General features: G+C 69.7%; 21 protein-coding genes, 1 tRNA gene and 1 other RNA gene. 16 read left to right on the plus strand and 7 right to left on the minus strand.

Going from position 1 to position 20,861, the window contains the following annotated elements; genetic code table 11:
- The first annotated feature begins 82 nt into the window (after positions 1–82).
- The 10 genes from E1288_RS06615 (at position 83) to E1288_RS06665 (ending at position 7,091) form a co-directional block, all read left to right on the plus strand.
- Positions 83–156: transfer RNA gene (locus E1288_RS06615), tRNA-Met, on the plus strand.
- Between the two features lie 637 nt (positions 157–793).
- Entirely contained in the window at positions 794–1,291 is a 498-nt protein-coding gene (locus tag E1288_RS06625; protein WP_165968011.1) for a PadR family transcriptional regulator, read from the plus strand.
- Positions 1,292–1,410: 119 nt separating this feature from the next.
- The gene (prfB, locus tag E1288_RS06630; protein ID WP_132482294.1) at positions 1,411–2,517 is read left to right on the plus strand and encodes a peptide chain release factor 2; all 1,107 of its coding nucleotides are present in this window, start codon (positions 1,411–1,413) and stop codon (positions 2,515–2,517) included.
- Between the two features lie 114 nt (positions 2,518–2,631).
- Positions 2,632–3,321: a cell division ATP-binding protein FtsE gene (gene ftsE / locus E1288_RS06635; protein WP_093262250.1), complete on the plus strand. Its 690-nt coding sequence runs from the start codon at positions 2,632–2,634 to the stop codon at positions 3,319–3,321.
- Between the two features lie 93 nt (positions 3,322–3,414).
- Positions 3,415–4,317: a permease-like cell division protein FtsX gene (ftsX, locus tag E1288_RS06640; protein WP_132482296.1), complete on the plus strand. Its 903-nt coding sequence runs from the start codon at positions 3,415–3,417 to the stop codon at positions 4,315–4,317.
- Between the two features lie 188 nt (positions 4,318–4,505).
- Positions 4,506–4,982: an SsrA-binding protein SmpB gene (gene smpB / locus E1288_RS06645; RefSeq protein ID WP_132482298.1), complete on the plus strand. Its 477-nt coding sequence runs from the start codon at positions 4,506–4,508 to the stop codon at positions 4,980–4,982.
- Positions 4,982–5,881 carry an amidohydrolase family protein gene (locus E1288_RS06650; protein WP_132482300.1) on the plus strand — a complete coding sequence of 300 codons (900 nt, stop codon included), beginning with the start codon at positions 4,982–4,984 and terminating at the stop codon, positions 5,879–5,881. The genes smpB and E1288_RS06650 overlap by 1 nt, the downstream gene beginning before the upstream one ends.
- A gap of 83 nt (positions 5,882–5,964) precedes the next feature.
- Positions 5,965–6,335, plus strand: a transfer-messenger RNA (tmRNA) gene (ssrA, locus tag E1288_RS06655).
- Positions 6,336–6,594: 259 nt separating this feature from the next.
- Positions 6,595–6,720 carry a hypothetical protein gene (locus tag E1288_RS49785; RefSeq protein WP_268951799.1) on the plus strand — a complete coding sequence of 42 codons (126 nt, stop codon included), beginning with the start codon at positions 6,595–6,597 and terminating at the stop codon, positions 6,718–6,720.
- Between the two features lie 182 nt (positions 6,721–6,902).
- Positions 6,903–7,091 (plus strand): TetR/AcrR family transcriptional regulator C-terminal domain-containing protein, encoded by a 189-nt coding sequence (locus tag E1288_RS06665; protein ID WP_132482302.1) that lies wholly within the window; start codon positions 6,903–6,905, stop codon positions 7,089–7,091.
- 5 nt (positions 7,092–7,096) lie between these two features.
- On the opposite strand, the gene E1288_RS06670 is transcribed toward E1288_RS06665, so the two are convergent.
- Positions 7,097–7,468, minus strand: a complete 372-nt coding sequence (locus E1288_RS06670) for a tautomerase family protein (protein ID WP_132482304.1) — start codon at positions 7,466–7,468, stop codon at positions 7,097–7,099.
- Between the two features lie 97 nt (positions 7,469–7,565).
- Here E1288_RS06670 and E1288_RS06675 point away from each other — a divergent pair, with 97 nt between their 5' ends.
- Both E1288_RS06675 and E1288_RS06680 read left to right on the plus strand, forming a co-directional pair.
- Positions 7,566–8,027 (plus strand): MarR family winged helix-turn-helix transcriptional regulator, encoded by a 462-nt coding sequence (locus E1288_RS06675; RefSeq protein WP_132482306.1) that lies wholly within the window; start codon positions 7,566–7,568, stop codon positions 8,025–8,027.
- A 624-nt stretch (positions 8,028–8,651) separates the two neighbouring features.
- The gene (locus E1288_RS06680; protein WP_132482308.1) at positions 8,652–9,095 is read left to right on the plus strand and encodes a LuxR C-terminal-related transcriptional regulator; all 444 of its coding nucleotides are present in this window, start codon (positions 8,652–8,654) and stop codon (positions 9,093–9,095) included.
- A gap of 134 nt (positions 9,096–9,229) precedes the next feature.
- Here the strand turns inward: E1288_RS06680 and E1288_RS06685 are convergent, their stop codons facing one another.
- Positions 9,230–10,228, minus strand: a complete 999-nt coding sequence (locus E1288_RS06685; RefSeq protein ID WP_132482310.1) for an Lrp/AsnC family transcriptional regulator — start codon at positions 10,226–10,228, stop codon at positions 9,230–9,232.
- A 126-nt stretch (positions 10,229–10,354) separates the two neighbouring features.
- Here E1288_RS06685 and E1288_RS06690 point away from each other — a divergent pair, with 126 nt between their 5' ends.
- Positions 10,355–11,848, plus strand: a complete 1,494-nt coding sequence (locus E1288_RS06690) for an amidohydrolase family protein (protein WP_132482312.1) — start codon at positions 10,355–10,357, stop codon at positions 11,846–11,848.
- The gene (locus E1288_RS06695) at positions 11,845–13,116 is read left to right on the plus strand and encodes an MFS transporter (protein ID WP_132482314.1); all 1,272 of its coding nucleotides are present in this window, start codon (positions 11,845–11,847) and stop codon (positions 13,114–13,116) included. Before E1288_RS06690 ends, E1288_RS06695 begins: the two co-directional genes overlap by 4 nt.
- On the opposite strand, the gene E1288_RS06700 is transcribed toward E1288_RS06695, so the two are convergent.
- The 3 genes from E1288_RS06700 to E1288_RS06710 form a co-directional block, all read right to left on the minus strand.
- Positions 13,089–13,682 (minus strand): hypothetical protein, encoded by a 594-nt coding sequence (locus tag E1288_RS06700; RefSeq protein WP_235883402.1) that lies wholly within the window; start codon positions 13,680–13,682, stop codon positions 13,089–13,091. The genes E1288_RS06695 and E1288_RS06700 overlap by 28 nt on opposite strands.
- Before the next feature lie 402 nt (positions 13,683–14,084).
- Positions 14,085–15,299, minus strand: coding sequence for an MFS transporter (locus tag E1288_RS06705; protein WP_235883383.1), 1,215 nt, complete (start codon positions 15,297–15,299; stop codon positions 14,085–14,087).
- A gap of 164 nt (positions 15,300–15,463) precedes the next feature.
- A complete protein-coding gene (locus E1288_RS06710; RefSeq protein ID WP_132482318.1) occupies positions 15,464–16,363 on the minus strand; it encodes a LysR substrate-binding domain-containing protein in 900 nt (299 codons plus the stop codon).
- 61 nt (positions 16,364–16,424) lie between these two features.
- On the opposite strand from E1288_RS06710, the gene E1288_RS06715 reads away from it, so the two are divergent.
- Complete coding sequence (locus E1288_RS06715; RefSeq protein ID WP_207954221.1) at positions 16,425–17,420, plus strand: aldo/keto reductase; 996 nt, start codon at positions 16,425–16,427, stop codon at positions 17,418–17,420.
- Positions 17,421–17,429: 9 nt separating this feature from the next.
- Here the strand turns inward: E1288_RS06715 and E1288_RS06720 are convergent, their stop codons facing one another.
- Positions 17,430–18,158, minus strand: coding sequence for an SDR family oxidoreductase (locus E1288_RS06720; protein ID WP_165968012.1), 729 nt, complete (start codon positions 18,156–18,158; stop codon positions 17,430–17,432).
- 86 nt (positions 18,159–18,244) lie between these two features.
- Between E1288_RS06720 and E1288_RS06725 the strand changes: the two genes are divergently transcribed.
- Positions 18,245–18,649, plus strand: a complete 405-nt coding sequence (locus tag E1288_RS06725) for a MarR family winged helix-turn-helix transcriptional regulator (RefSeq protein WP_132482322.1) — start codon at positions 18,245–18,247, stop codon at positions 18,647–18,649.
- A 49-nt stretch (positions 18,650–18,698) separates the two neighbouring features.
- Here the strand turns inward: E1288_RS06725 and E1288_RS06730 are convergent, their stop codons facing one another.
- The gene (locus tag E1288_RS06730; protein WP_132482324.1) at positions 18,699–20,657 is read right to left on the minus strand and encodes a UvrD-helicase domain-containing protein; all 1,959 of its coding nucleotides are present in this window, start codon (positions 20,655–20,657) and stop codon (positions 18,699–18,701) included.
- Positions 20,658–20,861 lie beyond the last annotated feature (204 nt).

Here is a 20,861-nt window from a genome sequence, read left to right on the forward strand (position 1 = left end):
GGTTTTGGGGTTTGGGGACCCCCTTGTTCGGGGCGTTTTCGGGGTGTGTAAAGTACTCCGTACAACAGAAAAACGCACACGGCGCGGGGTGGAGCAGCTCGGTAGCTCGCTGGGCTCATAACCCAGAGGTCGCAGGTTCGAATCCTGTCCCCGCTACTATTCGAACGGAAAGCCTCCGACTTCGGTCGGGGGCTTTCCGTTTTGTCAGGTCGTTCTCTTATGAGAGGCCTTTGGCCCATTGGCGGGCGCACGCCGGGGAGCAGACCCGGCCATCTCCTCGGACCGTGTTCGTCGGGCGCATCGCTCGGCCGCAGACGATGCAGGCGTCGGCTTCGCCCTCTCTCTGCATGGGCACCAGTGCCTTGGCTCGCTTCGCTTGCTCGGTGACCTTGTTGGTCACCCTGGTCCTGCTCTCGTTGACCTTGGTACGCAACCAACTGCGATGCACGCTCCGCACCTCCTGAACCGGCCTCTCATCGGCCGCCGACTGGTCGGCCAAGTGCAGGGTGCGTGTCACCTGTCGTAGTTGGGCAGCTCCAGAGCGTGATAGCACCTCATTGCGCCAGGAAGACCCCCCATCCAGGCGAACCCCGGGAATGCTCGTCGCAATGAGTGCAGACACTCGGCCGCCCGCGTGTGCGCCCCGTGTCCGGGGCCGCCGCTTCGCCAGTCGTCCGGAGCGCGCGCCAATGGCGCAACCGTTCGTCCACTTGGACCAGTCCACTGCAACCACTGTGGACAGAACTGGGGACCACTGTGGACAGCGAAGCGGTGGCATGGCACCGTGGCAGATGTGACCGAGCTGAATGCGACATCCGCTGCCCTGTTGGGACTACTGCACGAAGGTCCGAAGACCGGTGGCCAGCTGGTTGCGGCCGCCACCGAGCGCTTCGGAGGGTTCTTCAGCGTGACCCGCAGCCAGGTTTACCGCGAGCTGCCCGCGCTGACCGACGCCGGCCTGCTGCGCCTCGGCAAGCAGGGTCCGCGCTCCAGCCAGCAGTACGCGATCACGGCCGCCGGCAAGCGCGCCTTCAAGTCGTGGCTGAACACCGAGCCGGGGCCGGACAACGTCCGCAGCCCGCTGATCCTCCGCCTGGTCTACTCGGGTTCCCTGACCCCGAAGCAGCGCTCCGGGCTGGTCGAGGCGGCCCGTGCCCAGTACGCGGTGAAGATGGACGAGGCGAAGAACGCCGCCAAGGCCGCGACCGACCCGTACGAGAAGGCCGCCGCGGACTTCACCGTGTCCTACAACCGGGCGATCATCAAGCTGCTGGACTCGATTCCGGACTGAACCACCCCGGACCGAACAGTCGTGAGCGGTGGCGGTCGCCACAACGGCCAAAACCGCTCATGACCGGAAACGGGCCGTCCTCGTGGGCGGCCCGTGCCCGGTGAAGTACGCTGAGCACTGTGAATCCCGACGTCGCTGCCTCGCTCAAGGAACTGTCCAACACCCTCGAAGGCATCGAGAGCGTGATGGATCTGGACGCCCTGCGCGCCAATATCGCCGAGCTCGAGGCCGAGGCCGCCAAGCCGGATCTGTGGGACGACGTCGAGCACGCGCAGCGAGTCAGCAGCCAGCTGGTGCACCGGCAGGCCGAACTGCGCAAGATCACCGAACTGCGGCAGCGCGTCGAAGACCTCGAAGTGCTCTACGAGCTCAGCGAGGACGAAGGCGACACCGCCGGGCTGTCCGAGGCCGACGACGAGCAGGACCGCCTCCGGAAGGACCTCGAAGCCCTCGAGGTGCGCACCCTGCTCTCCGGCGAGTACGACCCGCGCGAGGCGATGGTGACCATCCGCGCCGAGGCCGGCGGTGTCGACGCGGCCGACTTCGCCGAGATGCTGATGCGCATGTACCTGCGCTGGGCCGAGCGGCACTCCTACCCGGCCGAGGTCTACGACACGTCCTACGCCGAAGAGGCCGGCCTGAAGTCGGCGACGTTCCGGGTCAACGCCCCCTACGCCTACGGCACGCTCTCCGTCGAGCAGGGCACGCACCGGCTGGTGCGCATCTCGCCGTTCGACAACCAGGGGCGGCGGCAGACCTCCTTCGCCGGCGTCGAGGTGCTGCCGGTCGTGGAGGAGACCGACCACGTCGACATCCCGGAGAAGGACATCCGCGTCGACGTCTTCCGCTCCTCCGGCCCCGGCGGGCAGAGCGTGAACACCACCGACTCCGCCGTGCGCATCACGCACATCCCGACCGGCATCGTGGTGTCCTGCCAGAACGAGAAGTCGCAGCTGCAGAACAAGGCCGCCGCGATGCGCGTGCTCCAGTCCAAGCTGCTGGCCCGCAAGAAGGAAGAGGAGCGCGCCGAGCTGGACGCCCTCAAGGACAGCGGGTCGAGCTGGGGCAACCAGATGCGGTCCTACGTGCTGCACCCGTACCAGATGGTCAAGGACCTGCGCACCGAGCACGAGGTCGGCAACCCCGACGCGGTGCTCGACGGCGACATCGACGGGTTCCTGGAGGCCGGCATCCGCTGGCGCCGCCAGCAGCAGAGCGTGGCCTGACCTGCACTGCGCGCCAAGGCCCTGACCGGCGACGAAGTCGCAGGTGATCGACGGTTCCGCCGCCGGTCCGGGTGAGTGATGTCCCCCTAACGGTCGCAGGTAAACTCACGCCCCGTGATCCGCCTTGAGCACGTGTCCAAGACGTACAAGACGTCGACCAGGCCCGCTCTCGACGATGTCTCGGTAGGCATCGAAAAGGGCGAGTTCGTGTTCCTCATCGGGCCCTCCGGGTCCGGCAAGTCGACGTTCATGCGACTGCTGCTGCGCGAGGACGTGCCCACCCGCGGTCAGGTCTTCGTCGCCGACTGGAACGTCGCCAAGCTGCCGCGGCGCCGCGTCCCGCGGCTGCGCCAGCGCATCGGCTGCGTGTTCCAGGACTTCCGGCTGCTGAACAACAAGACCGTCGCGGAGAACGTCGCCTTCGCGCTGGAAGTGATCGGCAAGCCCCGCAACGACATCCGCCGCGTGGTGCCGCAGGTGCTGCAGCTGGTGGGGCTCGAGGGCAAGGCCGACCGGATGCCCCACGAACTCTCCGGTGGTGAGCAGCAGCGCGTGGCGATCGCGCGGGCGTTCGTCAACCGGCCGCTGGTGCTGCTCTGCGACGAGCCCACCGGGAACCTCGACCCCGACACCAGCCAGGACATCATGCTGCTGCTGGAGCGGATCAACCGCACCGGCACCACGGTCGTCATGGCCACCCACGACCACTCCATCGTCGACTCGATGCGGCGCCGCGTCGTCGAGCTCAGCCTCGGCCGGGTCATCCGCGACGATGCCCGCGGCGTTTACGGCGTCGGCCGCTAGAGAGTGTTTCGAAACAAAACACGACTTAGCCCCGACGGCGGTCGCCCCGCACCTGAGGACAACACCCCCGACCGGCAGGAAAGCTGACACAAGATGCGCGCGAGCTTCGTATTCAGCGAGGTCGTCAACGGCCTTCGGCGCAACGTGACGATGACCATCGCGATGATCCTGACGACCGCCATCTCGGTCGGCCTGCTCGGCGGTGGTCTCCTCGTGGTCCGGATGATCGACAAGATGCAGGAGACCTACCAGGACCGCGTCGAGGTCGTGGTGTTCATGACCGATGACGTCAGCGCCAACGACAAGGACTGCACCCAGCAGCCGTGCTCGAACATCATGGCCGACCTCAAGCGCGTCCCGGGCGTCGAGTCGGTGCAGTACGAGGACCGGCAGAAGGCGTTCGAGAACTTCAACAAGGTCTTCGAGTCGCAGCCCGAACTGCGCGACGTGGCCCGCGCCGAGGCGATGCCCGCCTCGCTGCGCGTCAAGCTGGCCGACCAGGAGCGCTTCCCGGCGCTGCAGCAGCAGTTCAGCGGGCGGCCCGGCGTGGACAGCGTCGTCGACCAGGCCGAGTACCTGAACCGGCTGTTCGACGTGCTCAACGGGATCCGCAACGCGACGTTCTCGATCGCGCTGGTGCAGGCGCTCGCCGCGCTGCTGCTGATCTCCAACACGATCCAGCTGTCGGCGTTCACCCGGCGCACCGAGACCGGCATCATGCGCCTCGTCGGCGCCACCCGCTGGTACACGCAGCTGCCGTTCCTCCTGGAGGCCGTGGTCTCCGGTCTCATCGGCGCGTTCCTGGCGATCATCGGCCTGCTGATCTCCAAGGCCGCCTTCATCGACCGGGTCATGTCGCCGGTGTTCGGCACGGGCATCATCCCCAACGTCGAGTGGGGCGACATCGCGCTGATCTCGCCGATCCTGCTCCTCGTCGCGGCGGCCGTCTCGGCCATTACCGGCTACGTAACGCTCCGCCTGTACGTCCGGCTGTAGAGCCTGTTTCCAGACTCGCTTTGCGTTGCGTTGCGGGTTGCGAGGGTGAGCTAAGCGGCTGCGCTGCTTAAAGGTAGAGATCAAATCCTCTACCAAAGCGGCCGCTGTAGCGGGATTATCGGTGCCGCGGCCTGCGTTGCAGGCTGCGGCACCGAAAGTCACGTGACACGAAAGCTAGAGTTGTTCGTATGGTGAAGGAACGCGGCCGCAAGGTCATCGCGCAGAACCGCAAGGCGCGGCACGACTGGGCGGTGCTGGACACCTACGAAACCGGCATCGTGCTGACCGGCACCGAGGTCAAGAGCCTGCGGCAGGGCAAGGCGCAGCTCGTCGACGGCTTCGCCACCGTCGACGACGGCGAGGTCTGGCTGCGCAACGTGCACATCCCGGAGTACACCGAGGGCACGTGGACCAACCACGAGCCGCGCCGGTCCCGCAAGCTGCTGCTGCACAAGCACGAGATCCTCCGGCTGATCGGCAAGATCAAGGAGAGCGGGCTGAGCCTGATCCCGATGACGCTGTACTTCAGCGACGGGAAGGCGAAGGTTGAACTCGCCCTCGCGCGAGGCAAGAAGGCCCACGACAAGCGGCAGGACCTGGCCAAGCGCGACGCGGACCGCGAGATGCAGAAGGCGATCGGTCGGGCTCGCAAGGGCATGCGGTAGTGCCGCCGCGCAGCGACGCGGATGTGCCCGCCTGGGTGGCCGAGCTGGGGCTGCCCGGGCTGGTCGACATCCACACGCACTTCCTGCCGGAACGGGTCCTGAGCAAGGTCTGGGCCTACTTCGACGCGGCGAGCACGAACTACGGCTTCGAATGGCCGATCCACTACCGGTACGCCGAGGAGGCCCGGATCCAGGCGCTCCGCGATGTCGGGGTGACGACCTTCGCGCCGCTGGTCTACGCGCACCGGCCGGACATGGCGGCCTGGCTGACCGACTGGGCGATCGACTTCGCCGGGCGCACGCCCGACGCGGTGCCGACGGCGACGATCTTCCCGGAACCCGACGTCGCGGACTACCTGGCCAAAGCGCTCGACGCGGGGGCGCGGTGCGTGAAGGTGCACGTCCAGGTCGGCGCCTTCGACCCGCGCGACGAGTTGCTCGACTCGGCGTGGGGACTGCTCGCCGAGGCAGGTGTGCCGGCCGTGGTGCACTGCGGCGACGGCCCGCGGAAGGGCGAGCACACCGGGCTCGACGTGTTCGAAGGCGTGCTGCGGCGCCACCCGCGGCTGCTCGCGGTGCTGGCGCACGCGGGCATGCCCGACTACGAGGTGGCGCTGGACCTCGTGGACCGCTATCCGGGCGTGCACCTCGACACCACGATGATCGGAGTCGCCTTCACCGAACGGATCGCGCCGTTGCCCGCGGACTGGCCGGCCAGGCTGGCCGCCCACCCCGACCGGATCGTGCTGGGCACCGACTTCCCGAACATCCCGTACCCGTACGCCGAACAGCTCGCGGCCATCGCGAGCTGGGCCGAAGCCGACGACCGCCTCGGCGCGGACTTCCTGCGCGCCGTGCTGCACGGCACACCGTCCCGGCTGCTCGGGCTCGGAACTTGATCGTTTAAGGGATATGGGAATGATCGCCGGGACGCGAGGCGTTATGCTGGTGTACACCGGTTCGAAGGACGAGCCGGCTGCAAGGGGGTGAACGGTTTCGACTCCGTACGTTGATCCAAGGGAAGCGTGCCGGTGTAGGCGGGAGGCCACCGTGAGCGTCGCCGCAATCGAATAAGCGCCGACAAGAGTCAGCGCGAGTTCGCCCTCGCCGCCTGAGCGAGGAGCGACTCTGTCGGACCGGGATTGCCTCCGACCCGGGATCCGGCATCAGCTAGGAGGCTCTAACCGCCAGGTCCGGTCGCGGGACCTGGTGGGACATCAAACAGCGACTGGGCTTGTCACACCGGCTAGTTCGCGGGACCGGTGAAGCCGAGCAGAGACACAGCGGACTGCGCACGGAGAAGTCTTGGTGAGGCGACGGAGGACCCGGGTTCGATTCCCGGCACCTCCACGCGGTGGAAGCGCCCTGCTCGCGCAGGGCGCTTCGCCTTTTCGCGTTCCGCATCATTTTGGGGGGCCGAGCCCCCCAAGCCCCCCACGGTGCGAGGGGCGCCTTTCGCGGGCTCCTCGCGGGAGGAGCGTTCTCGGCCTGGTTGCTGACCAGCGTCCTGTCTCGGCCGTTCAATGGGGGTGGCGCCTCGCGAGGTGACAGCAGGACGCGAGACCACCAGCGGAACCACGTTGGGATGCGCGAGCATCGCGACCAGCAAGGAATGCGCGTAGTCGCGCAGCCCGGCCTGCCACGACTCGCCGTCGATCCGAGACACCACGACGTCGGCAAGAAGCTGCTCGACCAAGCCGTCCAGCAGGGCGTCTTTGTGCTGGACACGTGGTGGTAGAGGGTCATCGCCTCCACACCGAGCTCGGCGCCCAGCCGACGCATCGCGCAGGCGTTGGAGGGCGCCATGTCGGCCAGTCGCACTCGTGGTCAGCGCGCCGGGCTGACTCGTCGCGCCGTGCTCGAAGCGGCCATGGCGCTGGCCGACCGCGAGGGCCTGAAGGCGTTGTCGTCGGGCACGTCGTGACCGGTGGTCGGCGGGAGGCTTCCGAGCAGGTGCGACATCTGTCCGATGTGGACGCAGCAGAGTTTCCGCTGTTGGCCGAGGCCGCCGCTCGTGTTGAGCGGCGGCAGGGCTCGAACTCCCGCTTCGACTTCGCGCTCGACGCCATGCTGGCCGGGCTCGAAGCCGCCCGGACCTCGGTCCGGTAGTGGTTTCAGGCGACCTCGCCGCCGACTCCCGAGCGTCCCGCGGGGACGCCGACCAGGTGGACGGTCACCTCTTCCCGGATCTGGGTGCCGAACACCTCTGTCGCCGCGTCCGTTATCGACGTGATCAGTATCGCCGGGTCGAGGCGGGTCAGGCCCGCTTCGCGCATGTTCAGGGTGACCTGCACTGCCTCCCGTGTCGCCGGTGCTCCGCCGGAACCCCAGCGGTGGCGGGGGATTCCGAACAGTTCCACGACCACCAGTGACCGGAAGTCCTCCCCGTACACCTCGGTCGCCGCATTGGTCAGGGCTTCGATGAGCTTGCGCTCGGTGCTCCCGTCGAGCATCTCTTCGTGCAGTTTCACGGTGAAGTGTGGCATGGTCGGCCTCTTCGGTCGTCGTAGCATCGATGGAGGAGAAGGTTTGCTTTGAAAGCAAAGCTTCTTTGTAAACAAAGTTATTGGTTGGACGTGGTTGATGTCAACGAAGGACCGTGATCCGGGCGTCGACGAGGCGATCCGGGCGCTGCTGCTGCTCATGCCGCGGCTGGTCGGGCGCGCCAAGAGGCTGCGGATCCCCGACGAGCTCCAGTCGCTCGCGCTTGCGCCGCGGCACCTCTCGCTGCTGTCCTACCTGCTCTTCGACGGGCCGATGACGGTGAACGAGCTGGCCACCAGGCTGGAAGTGGCGCCGACGACGGTGAGCCTGATGGTCGGCGAGCTGAGCCGCAAAGGCGTTCTGGAGCGGCGGGAGGACGAGGCGGACCGGCGACGCCGGATCGTCAGCATCACCGACGAGATGCTGCCCGCGATCGACGGCTGGCTGGCCCGCGGCGCCGACGCGTGGCGCAACGCGCTCGCGCCGCTGACGCCGGAGCAGCGGCGGATGTTCATCGACACCCTGCACGCCTACGAGCTCGGCGTCGCGGACGAGTCCTGAGCCGGCTCCGGGCCGTGAGTGCTTTTTGTCCGTTATAGCGTCAAAAAGTACTCACGGGACCCGGCTGGCCGAACGTCTGTCCAGGCGGAAGCCTTTGACGGGGAGGAAGATCTGCCTGGCGGGACTGCTTCGACGGTCTGCGGTGCGGCGAGATCGCCGTTCCCGCGGATTGGTCGCAGCCCGGGGGAGCGCAGATCGAGATCGGGTTGGGGAAGCTTCCCGCCCGCGATCAGGCGACCAAGCTCGGCACGCTGGTGGTCGACCCCGGCGGGCCGAACCCGGTGCTCTTCGCCTTGCCTGCCGTGCAACGCCAGCTCGACGAGTTGACCAACTGGTTCGACGCACTGCGCGACCTCCCGCCCGCCGCGGGGACCGCTTTCGGCACGGTCGATTCCCTCGCCGCAGCCGCTTTGGGGGAGGTTCGCGAGCTGTTGGAGACGCTGCGTGACGACAACGACCCCGGTGGCTCCGCCCTGGACGACGTCGAGGCGTTGGCCGACCGGTTGTCCACATCGGAGTGCCCGATCACCGTTGTCCGGCACGGCAAGGTCACCGCACTGCCGCCGCTGGTCGAGCACGGTGGCTACCGGCTGGCCCAGGAAGCGCTGACCAACGCCGTCCGGCATGCCCGCGCCGACGGGATCAGGAGAAGAGGTACTCGTCCAGGTCGAAGGTCGTCAGCGCTTCGAGGCGTTGCGGGTCGGCGCCACCGGATTCCTGCTCAAGGACAACAATCCGCAGCTACTCGTCGACGCCGTGCGCGCTGCCGCCCGCGGCCAGGGCCTGATCGACCCGCAGGTCACCGGGCGGCTGGTCCGCCGCTTCGCGCGGCTTTCACCGCAACCCGCCGGCTCGGACCTCGCCCGGCTGACCGCACGGGAACGCGAAGTGCTGCTGCAGGTCGCGCGCGGGTTGAGCAACGGCGAGATCGCCCGAGCGTTGTGGATCGAGGAGGGCACCGTCGAAACGCACGTCGCGCGGGTCCTCGCCAAGCTCGGTCTGCGGACCCGGGTGCACGCGGTCACCTACGCGCATGAGCACGGGTTGACGCTGTCGGTCGACCCGTGAGTCTTCTGGGTTGGCATCGAGCTTGTTCCAGACTCGTTTTGCCGGTTGCGTAGGTGGGCCAAGCGGCTGCGCCGCTTCGAAAACCCGCCCTACCGCACCCCGAAACAGCCTCTGCAACAGCCCAAAGGACTCCGCTACGTCGGGAGGGCCGCCCAGGGGTCCACCGGGACGACCCTGGCGCTCCGGCCCTCGTCGTCGAGGATCCGGCCGTGGACCTTGGTCGTGCGCAGGACCAGCTTCCGGTCCACCACCTTGGCCTCGGGGTGGTCGTGGGCGATCCGGATCAGCAGGTCGTCCAGGTGGTTCAGCGAGCGCAGGCCCACGATCAGGCCGAGGTTCGTCGGGCTCGCGACCGCCGCGCAGTGCCGGGTCTCCGGCCAGCCGCCGAGGGATTTGCCGATGCGCTGCACCTCCGTGTCCGGAACCGCCAGCCACAGCAGCGCCATTGCGTGCCAGCCCGCCAGCGGCCGGGCCACGTCGCAGCGGAAGGCGATGTCGCCGTGGCGGCGGAGCCGGTCAAGGCGGCGCTTCACCGCCTGCGGCGAGGTGTTCAGCTCTGCCGCCAGGCTCGCGTAGCTGCGCCTGCCGTCGTGGCCGAGCGCCAGGAACAGGGCCCGGTCGGCGGCGCCGAACGGCCGGATCTCGCGCGGCCTCGGCCCGACCGCTTCGCGGACCTGCTCGGCCTGGCTCCGGTTCATCACGCCGAGCCGCCAGATGATGCCGCCGAAGGTGCTGCCGAAGACGTGGCTGCGGACCTTGGTGACCTCCGCCGGCACCGGCAGGGTCCGCAGCAGCACGTTGGAGATCGCGCCCAGCGTCGGCGCCATGACGAGCGCGAAGACCTGGTACTCGCCGGTGGTCACGCCGACGGTGATCGCGTGCGGGAGTTCGGCGAGCTGCTCCGCGACCCGCAGCTCGGTGCCGGGCGCGCAGGCGAACTCGATGGTCGCGCCCTTCGCCGAGCTGTTGCCCAGCGCCACGGTGATCCAGGCGGCGCCGGCGTCGGTGAGCCGCTGCCAGCGGCGCGCCAGCGTGATCGGCGCCAGCTCCAGCACATCCGCCAGCGCGGTCCAGCTCGCTCGCGGGTTGATCTGCAGGGCGTCCACCAGCGCGAGATCCACTTCGTCCAGCACCGGGCGACCTCCTCGCGCGTGACGGCCGGATGACGGCTGCGTCGTTTTCCGACATTCAAACCGGCTCTTGCGGAGATATCCATCGTTCTGCGGTTGTTGTGACGAGGTTTCCCCACGCTGCATCGCATGGTGAGCGGCGAGCAGCGGTTCGAACTGGTCCTGGCGGGCGCACGGGTGATCGACCCGGAGACCGGCCTGGACGAGGTGCGCGACGTCGGCATCAGCGGCGGCCGGATCGCGGCCGTCTCGGCGTCCCGGCTGACCGGCGATGCGGTCGTCGACGTCTCCGACCGCGTGCTCGCGCCGGGCTTCATCGACATGCACAGCCACGCGCAGACGGTCACCGGGCTGCGGTTGCAGGCCCTCGACGGCGTGACCACGGCGCTGGAGCTGGAAGCCGGTGCGCTGCCGGTCCGGACCGCCTACGCCGAGGCGACCGCCGAAGGGCGGCCGATCAACTTCGGCTACTCCGCGGGCTGGGCGCTGGCCCGGATGCGGCTGCTCGACGACGCCGCGCTGGGCACGTCGTTCGACATGTTCTCGAAGCACCAGGGTGCGCCGAACTGGCGTCGGCCCGCCGGTGCCCGCGATGTGGCGCGGGTGCTGGACCTGCTGGAGGAGCAGATCCACGACGGCGCCCTCGGCATCGGGGTGCTCGTCGGCTATGCACCCGACTCGGGCCGCGACGAGTACTTCGCGGTGGCTTCGCTGGCCGCGCGGCTCGGCGTGCCGACGTTCACCCACACCCGGTTCATCTCCACCGAGGAGCCCGGGACCTCGCTGGAAGGCGCGCTGGAGGTGATCGCGGCGGCGGCCGGGACCGGCGCGCACATGCACATGTGCCACATCAACAGCACGTCGAACCGGATGATCGACGACATCGCGGGCGCGGTGGACCGCGCCAGGGGATACGGCCTGCAGGTCACCACCGAGGCCTACCCGTACGGCTCGGCGTCGACGGTGATCGGTGCGGCGTTCCTGGCGCCCGAGCTGCTGCACCGGCTCGGGATGGTTCCGAAGAACATCCTCTGCCTGGCCACGGGGGAGCGCGTCGCGGACGCCGCGCGGCTGGCGGAGCTGCGGGAATCCGATCCCGGCGCGCTGATCCTCTTCGACTGGCTCGACGAAACCGATCCGGCGGACCTGGCGACGCTGCAGCGCTCGTTGCTGTTCGCCGACACCGCGATCGCTTCGGACGCGGTGCCGCTGGCGGGGCAGGCCGGTGACACCTGGCCGGTCGCCGACGACATCTTCACGCATCCGCGCAGCGTCGGCTGCTACGCGCGGACCTTCGGCTGGCTGGTCCGCGAGCTCGGCGTGCTGTCGCTGGCCGAAGCCGTCCGGCGCTGCACCCTGCTGCCGGCGCAGATCCTCGAAGCCGCGGCGCCCGCGATGAGGCGCAAGGGCCGGATCCAGGTCGGCGCCGACGCCGACATCGTGGTGTTCGACCCCGGCGCGATCGCCAGCGGCGCCACCGCAACCCAGGTCCGGCCCTCCACCGGGATCGACCACGTGCTCGTGGGCGGCACCTTCGTGGTCCGCGACGAGCAGATCCAACTCGACCGCCTGCCCGGCGAACCGGTCTTCGGTCGCCACCGCAACCGCACGGAGCAACCATGACCAACACCGCCGTGGCACCCGACGCCCTGTACCGGCGAGTGGGCTGGCGGATCCTGCCGCTGCTCATCCTCTGCTACACCTTCGCGTACCTGGACCGCGTCAACATCGGGTTCGCCAAGCTGCAGATGCAGGAGGACGTCGGGATCAGCGAGTCGGTCTACGGGCTGGCCGCCGGGATCTTCTTCCTCGGCTACGTGATCTTCGAGGTGCCCAGCAACCTGCTGCTGGCGAAGATCGGCACCCGCAAGACGATCTTCCGCATCATGGTCCTCTGGGGGCTCACCTCGGCGGCGATGATGTTCGTCAGCGACGCGACGTCGTTCTACGTCCTGCGCTTCCTGCTAGGCGTGTTCGAGGCCGGCTTCGCGCCCGGCATCATCTTCTACCTCACGTACTGGTACCCGCCGGCGCGGATGGCGGCGGCGATGGGGTTGCTGATGCTGCCCGGCCCGATCGGCTCGATGCTCGGCGGTCCGGTCTCCTCGTGGCTGATCACCAACTTCGAGGGCGTCGCCGGATTGCACGGCTGGCAGTGGATGTTCCTGCTGGAAGGCCTGCCGTGCGTGGTGCTCGCGGTCGTCGTCTGGCTGACGCTGGCCGACACCCCGGACCAGGCGAAGTGGCTCAGCGCAGAGGAGAAGGAGCTGCTGCGCCGGGACCTCGCGGTGGACCGGGACAAGGGGACGCACAGCTTCCGGCAGGTGCTGCGCGACCCGCGCGTCTACGCCCTGGCGATCGGCTACTTCTGCCTGATCAGCGGCCTGTACGCGGTGAGCTTCTGGCTGCCGACGATCCTCAAGGAGAACGGGCTCACCGACACCGTCACGATCGGCCTCTACTCGGCGCTGCCGTACGCGTTCGCGATCGTGCTGATGATCGTGCTGGGGCGGCGGTCGGATCGCACTGGCGAGCGCCGGTTGCACAGCTCGATCACCGCGCTGGTCAGCGCGATCGCGCTCGCTGTCGCGGCCTTCACGGCCAGCAGCTTCGCCGTTTCGCTGATCGCCATCATCGTCGCCACCGCGTGCATGTGGGCGTCGTACACGGTGTTCTGGGCGATGCCGTCGACCTACCTGAAGGGCACGGCGGCGGCCGGCGGGATCGCGCTGATCAACAGCATCGGCCTGCTCGGCGGGTTCATCAGCCCGACGCTGATCGGCTTCGTCAAGGACGCCACCGGGAGCACGGTGGTGGGCCTGCTCTCGATCGTCGCCCTGCTGCTGATCGGCAGCGTCGCGATCTACGCCAACCGGCTCCCGGCGAGCTGAGGCCGGAGCTGCCGGCGCCGGGCGACCAGGCGGGCGGCCAGGACGACGAGCTGGCACAGCGGGGAGGGGAAGCCGAGGGACAGGCCGATCGCGAGGTCGACCAGCGGCGCGGCCACCGTCGCGGCGAAGACGCGGTTCGAGGCGGTCGGCAGCTTCTCCTTCGCCGCCCAACCGGTGCGGCGCCAGGGCTTCGCGACGGACAGCCACGCCTGGAAGGCGATCGCCGAGGCCATAAGCGCGGTGCCGGCCAGCAGCGCCGGCGGTGGGGCCAGGCCCGCCCGGGCCGCTTCGACCGAGCCTTCCAGCGCGTCGGAGAGTAGGAAGATCCCGGCGTAGAGCTGGACGATGGTGATCGCGAACTTCGCCAGCACCCACCAGTTCCGGAAGAAGCCCCAGGGCGTCGACGCCGCGAGCATGAAGCCGGTGAACGCCGCGGCGTTGGCGAACGGCGCGAGCAGCTGCGTGTCCACGACGTGTGCCATCGAGGTCGCGCCGATCCGGACCGCGGGATCGTCGCTGGTGGTGCTCGTCGCCAGCAGGGTGAAAAGCACCAGCGCCTGGGCCATCCAGCCCACGGAGGTGATCACGTGCAGCCAGACGACTGCCTGCCGCCACCGCTGCGAGTTTCGCTTCGACACCGCACCAGACTGCGGATCGCCTCACCGGCGGACATCCGGCGGAGCCCCGGGAATCTCCCCGATCCGGCCCCTAGGGCCCGCTACTTGGTGGCCCAGGCGCCGTAGAGGCGCTCCGCTGCCTAGGTCGAGCACCCGCATCCCGGGCGCCAATCCCGACTCGGCGAACAGGCGGTGCGTCAGCGGGTCGAGCACTCTGTTCGAGCAGGCGTTTCTCCTCGAATTCGCGGTCGTCCACGACGTACTCGAGAGGCTCCGGCATGGCTGCACCCCCGGTGAGCAGCACGGCCCCGGTAGCCCGGGCACCAAGCCTCAGCCCGGAAGATCCCCCGGTCAGTGCTCGGTCCGCAGCGCGGCGAGCAGGCCGATGGCGGCCACCACCGCGACGGCGATCGCGTAGGCGTTGGCGGTCACGCCCAGGCCGACCCACGTCACGGCGATGCCCGCCGCCACCGCCGGGAGGCTGAAGGCCGAGTAGTTGACCGTGTACACCGTCGCGAACAGGGCCGCGCGGCTGTCCGGCGCAGCCAGCCGGGACACGCTGCCGAACGCGCCGAGGAACGCGGCGCCGAAGCCGAATCCGGTGATCACCGTGCTGCCGAAGAACACCGGCGCCGAGGTCGTGGCCAGCGCGGCGAGGGTGCCGGCCAGGCCCACCAGCAGCGTCGGCACGCCGGCGATGATCGCAGTGCGCGGGGCGACGCTGCGGAACGCGACCGAGCCGATCGCGCTCGTGCCCATCAGGCAGCAGACCACGAAGCCGCCCATCAGGTGGTTGGTGATGCCCAGCAGTTCGATGGCCAGGGACGGACCCAGCGACATGTAGAAGCCGGTCATCGACCAGGTGGTGATCAGGATCGGCACCACGGTGAGGAACCGGCCGCGGGCGTCGGCGGGCACACCGATCCTGGGCCGCAGCGAAGCCAGCGCACCGGGCCGTCGCGGCGACGTCTCGGGCATCAGCGCGATGCCGACGGCGGCCACCGCGCACGCCGCGAGGAGCAGCACGTAGACCAGCGTGGTCGGGGCGGGCGCGTACTCGACGAGCAGGCCCGAACCGATCCCGCCGGCGCCGAGGCCGATGCCCGGGGTGGCGGTGTTGATCAGCGGGGCCAGCTTCGGGCGGAGGTCGACCAGGCAGGCGCTGGTCGCGCCGGTCGCCAAACCCGTTGCGAGGCCTTGCAAGATGCGTGCCGCGAGCAGCCAGCCGCTGCTATCGGCGGTGATGAACGCGAGCATGGCGACGGCCTGGGTGGCGAGCGCGGCGAGCAGCGCCGGGCGGCGACCGATGTGGTCGGACAGGGCGCCGACGGTGACGAGCGCAGCGAGGAGCGCGATCGCGTAGACCGCGAAGACCACCGTGAGCGTGATCGCGGAGAAGTGCCATTCGGCCTGGCAGACGGAGTAGAGCGGGGACGGGGCCGCGGCGGCGCACATGAAGGCGAGCAGCGTGGCGGCGAGGGCCCAGAACGCGGCGTTGCGTGACAGGCGCCCGGGCTGGGGCTTGTCGGCCGCCTGGGCTTGCGGGGCCGGCGGGGCAGAGGTCACCAGTTCTCCTAAGCGAGGATCGACGTTCTGGGAGACGTCGCCCGGCGCCGGACAGTTCCTGCCGCGGCCCGCGATCCCATCCAGTGGGCGCGAAAACGCCCAAATTTAGGCAAAATCGGACATCTCTGCCGGGGCCGGGGCTGCTTGGTGGTTCCCGATTTTGCCTAAAATTGGGAGGAATCCGAGCGCGGCGGCTCAGCTGCCAGAGCCGTGAGGAAGGCGTGGACCGCCGGACGCGTGTCTTCGGCGCGCCAGGCGATAGCGAGTTCCGCCGGGGACAACCCGGCGACCGGCCGCGTGGTGATGCCGGGGCGGGCGTAGAGCTCCGCGTTGCCCTCCGCGAGGAGCACCACGCCCAGCCCCGCCGCGATGGCCTCGAACACCTCGTCCGCTGCCTCCGCGACCGCGCCGATCACCGGCGCGCGGCCCTGCCGGGCATCGGTGGCCAGCCAGAAGTCGCGGAGCTCGGCCGCTTCCGGCGGGAGCGCGATGAACGGTTCGTCGAGCAGGTCGGCGAACGGGATTTCCTCCTTGCCCGCCAGCAGGTTGTCGTCCGGCAGGGCGACCACCCGCCGCTCGCTGAACAACGTCCGGGTGCTGATGTCGCGCGGTTGCACCGGCCGCCAGACGAACGCGACGTCGGAGCTGCCGTCCGCGAGTCCCGCGGTCGGGTCCGTCCAGTCCACGAGCCGCAGCACCACGCGGCAGTTCGGCATCTGCTCGCCGAACCGGCGCATCGCCCGGCGCTGCAGGCCGCGGCCGACGGCGGTCTGCATGCCGACGACCAGTTCGCGTTGCTCCGCCGCTTCTCGTGCGGCTTGCTGCGCGCGTTCCCACGCGGCGACCGTCGCGGTGGCTCCGGGCAGCAGCGCTTCGCCTTGCGGGGTGAGCACCACGTCGCGCGATCGGCGCTCGAAGAGGTCGAAGCCGAGCTCGCGTTCGAGCACCCGGATCTGCTTCGACAGCGCGGGCTGCGAGACGAAGAGCCGTTGCGCAGCCCGGGTGAAGTGCAGCTCCTCGGCCACCGCGAGGAAGTACCGCAGGTGGCGCAGGTGGACGTCCATAACCATCGGTTATAGCAGCGGATCTTCGACATCGTGCCGGATCGGCCGGAAGATCGTTGCCATGACTGGAGAACTTCCCGCCCGGTCCCTGGGCGGCCTCGACGTTTCGGCCATCGGATTCGGCGCGATGGTGCTGTCGCCCGGCATGTACGGCGAGATCGACGACGACCGGGCGGTCCGGGCGCTGCGCCACGCGCTCGACGCAGGCACGACGTTAATCGACACCAGCGACGGTTACGGCGCGGACGGGCACAACGAGCGCATCATCGGCGAGGCCGTGCGCGGCCGCCGGGACGACGTCGTGATCGCCACGAAGTTCGGCTTCCGGATCCCGGAGGGTGCGGAGCCGCACCAGTTCCCGGTGAACTACGCCTTCGGCGAGCTGGCGGTGAACGCCGAGCCGAAGCACGTCCGCGGCTACGCCGAGCAGAGCCTCGCCAACCTCGGCACCGACCGGATCGACCTGTACTACCCGCACTTCCCGGACCCGGTCGTGCCGATCGAGGACACCGTGGGCGCGGTCGCCGAGCTGATCCGGGACGGGCTGGTTCGGCACCTCGGTCTGTCCAATGTGGATGCGGATCAGCTGCGCCGGGCGCACGCCGTGCACCCGGTCGCCGCGGTGCAGACCCAGTGGTCGATGTGGCAGCCGATCGACGCGGACCTGCTTGCCACCGCCCGCGAGCTGGGGGTGGGCGTGGTGGCGTGGAGCCCGCTGGGCGGCGGGTTCCTCACCGGCACGGTCCGGGAGGTCGCCGAGGGCGACTTCCGGCGCAACATCCCGCGCTTCGACGCGGCGCACCTGGCCGCCAACAACGACCGCTACGCGCCGATCCGGTCGCTGGCCGCGGAACTGGGCATCTCGCCCGGCCAGCTCGCGCTTTCCTGGCTGCTGCACCAGGATCCGGCCGTGGTGCCGATTCCCGGATCGCGGACGCCCGCGCACATCACCGAGAACCTCGAAGCGGCCCGGATCGGCCTGCACGCCGACACCCTGGCCAGGGTGGACCGGGCGTTGCGCGAGTTCTCCCCGGTGGGCGCCGGAAACCTGCGCTGACTGGACGGCTCAGAAGGTGCCGCCGCCCGCGTGGATCACCTGGCCCGTGACCCAGCGGCTGTCGTCGGAGGCCAGGAACGCCGCGATGTCGGCGATGTCGCCGGGCTCGGCGATGCGGCCCAGCGGCGTTTCCGCCGCCATCCTCTCGATGACCGACTCGGGCTGGATCGCGGCCAGCGCATCCGTTCGGGTCGCGCCGGGGCACACGCTGTTCACGGTGATCCGGCGCGGCCCCAGTTCCTTTGCCAGCACCCGGACCAGCTGGTCGCCGGCGGCCTTGGCGGCGCCGTAGAGGCCGGTGCCAGGCCGGTTCATCGCGGTGACGCCACTGGAGATCACCACGATCCGGCCGCCGTCGCGCAGCCGGTTCGCCGCCTCCCGCAGGGCTATGAAGGTGGCGCGGGCGTTGGTGCCGAACAGCACGTCGAAGTCGTCGTCGGATGCCTCGGCGATGGGCGAGAAGCGGGCGGTGCCGACGTTGTTCACCAGGACGTCGAGGCTGCCGAAGCGCTGTTCCGCGGCGTCGAAGAGGGCGCGCAGCTGGGCCGGGTCGGTGACGTCGGCCTGGGCCGCCGTCGCCCGCCCGCCGGCGGCTTCGATCTTGGCGACGACCTCGTCGGCGGCGGCCCGGTCGGACCGGTAGTTGACGACCACGCTCATGCCGTCGGCGCCGAGCCGTTCGGCGATGGCCCGGCCGATGCCGCGCGAGCTCCCGGTGACCAGTGCTACCCCGTCCACGTTCTCCCCATCGGTAGAGGTAATCGTTAGTCGAGATCATTAACTAAATTTGTCGAGGTTGTCAACATTCGGGATAGCCTGCGCGGATGGACCCGGACTTCTCGCGCGCCCTGATGGCCCTGCATCGCGAACTGCGCGGGCTCTACGCGGCCATCGCTCGCCGCTTCGGGCTGACACCGCAACAGGTGGAGCTGCTGTGCCTGCTCAAGGACCGCACGCCTTCCTTCGGTGAACTCGCTGCCCTGCTCGGCTGCGACAAGACCAACATCACCGGCATGGTCGACCGGTTGGAGCGGCGCAGCCTGCTGACGCGCGTGGCGGATCGCAGCGACCGCCGGATCAGCCGGCTGAGCCTGACCGAGGAGGGCAAAGCCCTGGGCGACGAGCTCCGCGAGGCCTTCACCGTGCACGTCGCCGAGCGCTGGGGTGCCCTGCCGTCGTCGGCCGCCGCGGCGATCGTGCACCTGGCGCAAGCCGATCGTGAGCGCTGAAGCCGGTAAGTACCGGATTTTTGCGGCTCGTGAGTGGTAAGAACCGCGCTCACGACGCGACGACGGTGCCGATCCACAGGAAGTCGCGGGCTCTCGTCAGGGCCACCAGGCGTTGCCGGTGCAGCGCCTCGCGCTCTTCCCGGTAGCCGCCGGACAGCAACCGCTCGTCGGGCAGGAACACGCTGCGGAACTCGGTGCCCTTGGCGCGGTGCACGGTGCCGACGTGGATCGGCGCGGACTCCCGGCCGTCCCAGCGGTCCAGCGGCCGGACTGCGAAACCGGCCGCGCGCAGCACTCGCTCCCAGTGCTCGGCGGCGCCGTTGGTGCGGGTGAGCACGGCCGCGGCGGTGTCGTCGTCGAGCCGCCGGAGCGCGGACACCAGCGCCTCGTCCTGATCGTCGCCCTGCCACTCGACGACCCGCCCGCCGCGCAGCACCGGCAACGCCGAGCGAAGCGGGACGGTCGGGCCGCCGTCGAGGTCGTCGAACCGGTTGACCGCGTCGAGCTCCCCGGCCTGCGCGACGATCGCGGTGCGGTTGCGGTAGTTGCGCCGCAGGATCTCGCCGCGCCCCTGCAACGAGATCCCGGCCTCGGACAGCCGCCAGCCGCCGGCGTACACCTGCTGCTGGCCGTCGCCGACGAGCAGCAGCTGGTTCGGCCCGTCGCCGCTGATCGCGTGCACCAGCCGCAGCCCGATCAGGGTCAGGTCCTGTACCTCGTCGACGACCACCGCGGTGTACTGCCGGGGCAGCGGGCTGCGTTCGAGCTCTGCCAGCGCCCGCATCAGCACGTCGTTGTGGTCGGACACGCCCCGCTCGCCCAGCGCGCGCTCGTACTCGCAGTAGAACTGCCAGACGTGGGCCCGGAATTCGGCGGGCAGGTTCGCGCCACGGCCCTTGCGCGGCACCGCCCGGTAGGCCTCCAACGACCGGATGCCGCGGCCCTTGATCACCCGGTCGATCTCGTCCTTCCAGTAGCCGCGCGCGGCCCGGAAGTTCCGCAGCGGAGTGGACAGCTCGGTGCGCTGCCACACCGCTTCCAGGGCCTGCTCCACCTGCGGTTCGTCGACGTCGGCGGCGCGGCCGCGTTCCTCCAGGAAATCCCGCGCCCAGGCGTGCAGGTGGGTGAACTCGATGCGCGACGCGAGGTGCGGGGCCAGCGACCGGAACTGCGCCTCGGCGATCTTCGGCAGGTTGCTCAAGTGCGTGGTGAACAGCAGCGGCCCGGTGCTCCGCCGCGCCAGGTAGGCCAACCGGTGCAGGGCCAGCACGGACTTGCCGGTGCCGGCCGGGCCGGTGATCCGAGCCGGACCGGAATAGTGCCTGCGCACCGCGCCGTGCTGGGCGTCGTCCAGGAAGATCCGCCAGTCCCGGAACGGCCGGTCCAGGGCGTGCTCGACGCGTTCGCGACGCAGGTCCCGCACGTCGAACAGGCCCGCGGAGCCCGTTTGGCCCGGCCCGCGCTGCTGCGGGATCCGCTTCGAGTTCCACATGATCGGCGTCAGGTCGAAGGTGCGGCTGTCCAGGTGCCGGGCGATCGCCAGCGCATCCGCGGCCGTGAGCACCTCGTCGCCGCGCCCCATGATCCGGTCCAGCTCGGCCTCGGTGATCGCGAGGTGCTCGCCGGTGTGCCCGCGGCGGCCCTGGTGGTCGACGGGATGCACGACCACCGTCCGGGCCGCGGACTCGGTCAGCACGCCCGGCCCGATCGACGCCCCGGCCAGCAGTTCCGCGATCCACAGGAACGCCGCCCGCGAGTCCTCCCAGCCGGGTTCGGCTTCGCGCAGCAGGATCACCAGCACCCCGGCCGGTCCGACCAGCACGGCATCGGGGCGATTGGCCGGGGTGTGCGGCGCGAACTGGTTGAGCAGCGGGTACCAGCCGTTGTCGCGCTCCACGGCGAACCGCTGCAGCACCCGGTTCTGCCAGGTCGGCAGGAGCCTGTCGCGCAGTTCCGCCTCGGCCTCGCGGCGCAGTCTCTCCTGGCGGTGGTGGAAGGTCCCGGTCACGGCGCCTCCAAATCTCGCGGGGCACCCACCGCCGGACGGCCGGCACGAGCGCGGAAATCGAGATCGTCGCTCATGACGCCTCCGGCATCCGATGGGAAACCCGCCCCCGGTCGGCGGCCGGAGCCGCCGAGGGTCGACCACGGTAAGAGCACGCTCGGTATCGACATTAATGCGTTGCGTGTCGTTTTCGGGCGCCCTCGGGCG

This window comes from Saccharopolyspora elongata (assembly GCF_004348985.1).
Classification (GTDB): Bacteria; Actinomycetota; Actinomycetes; order Mycobacteriales; family Pseudonocardiaceae; genus Saccharopolyspora; species Saccharopolyspora elongata.

Bases quoted from the DNA above. Each gene is read 5' to 3' on its own strand.
- ftsX (WP_132482296.1), top strand. From the start codon at position 3,415: ATGCGCGCGAGCTTCGTATTCAGCGAGGTCGTCAACGGCCTTCGGCGC.
- smpB (WP_132482298.1), top strand. From the start codon at position 4,506: ATGGTGAAGGAACGCGGCCGCAAGGTCATCGCGCAGAACCGCAAGGCG.
- E1288_RS49785 (WP_268951799.1), top strand. From the start codon at position 6,595: ATGCGCGTAGTCGCGCAGCCCGGCCTGCCACGACTCGCCGTCGATCCG.
- E1288_RS06670 (WP_132482304.1), bottom strand. From the start codon at position 7,468: ATGCCACACTTCACCGTGAAACTGCACGAAGAGATGCTCGACGGGAGC.
- E1288_RS06675 (WP_132482306.1), top strand. From the start codon at position 7,566: ATGTCAACGAAGGACCGTGATCCGGGCGTCGACGAGGCGATCCGGGCG.
- E1288_RS06680 (WP_132482308.1), top strand. From the start codon at position 8,652: ATGCCCGCGCCGACGGGATCAGGAGAAGAGGTACTCGTCCAGGTCGAA.
- E1288_RS06690 (WP_132482312.1), top strand. From the start codon at position 10,355: ATGGTGAGCGGCGAGCAGCGGTTCGAACTGGTCCTGGCGGGCGCACGG.
- E1288_RS06695 (WP_132482314.1), top strand. From the start codon at position 11,845: ATGACCAACACCGCCGTGGCACCCGACGCCCTGTACCGGCGAGTGGGC.
- E1288_RS06700 (WP_235883402.1), bottom strand. From the start codon at position 13,682: ATGGCCCAGGCGCTGGTGCTTTTCACCCTGCTGGCGACGAGCACCACC.
- E1288_RS06710 (WP_132482318.1), bottom strand. From the start codon at position 16,363: ATGGACGTCCACCTGCGCCACCTGCGGTACTTCCTCGCGGTGGCCGAG.
- E1288_RS06715 (WP_207954221.1), top strand. From the start codon at position 16,425: ATGACTGGAGAACTTCCCGCCCGGTCCCTGGGCGGCCTCGACGTTTCG.
- E1288_RS06725 (WP_132482322.1), top strand. From the start codon at position 18,245: ATGGACCCGGACTTCTCGCGCGCCCTGATGGCCCTGCATCGCGAACTG.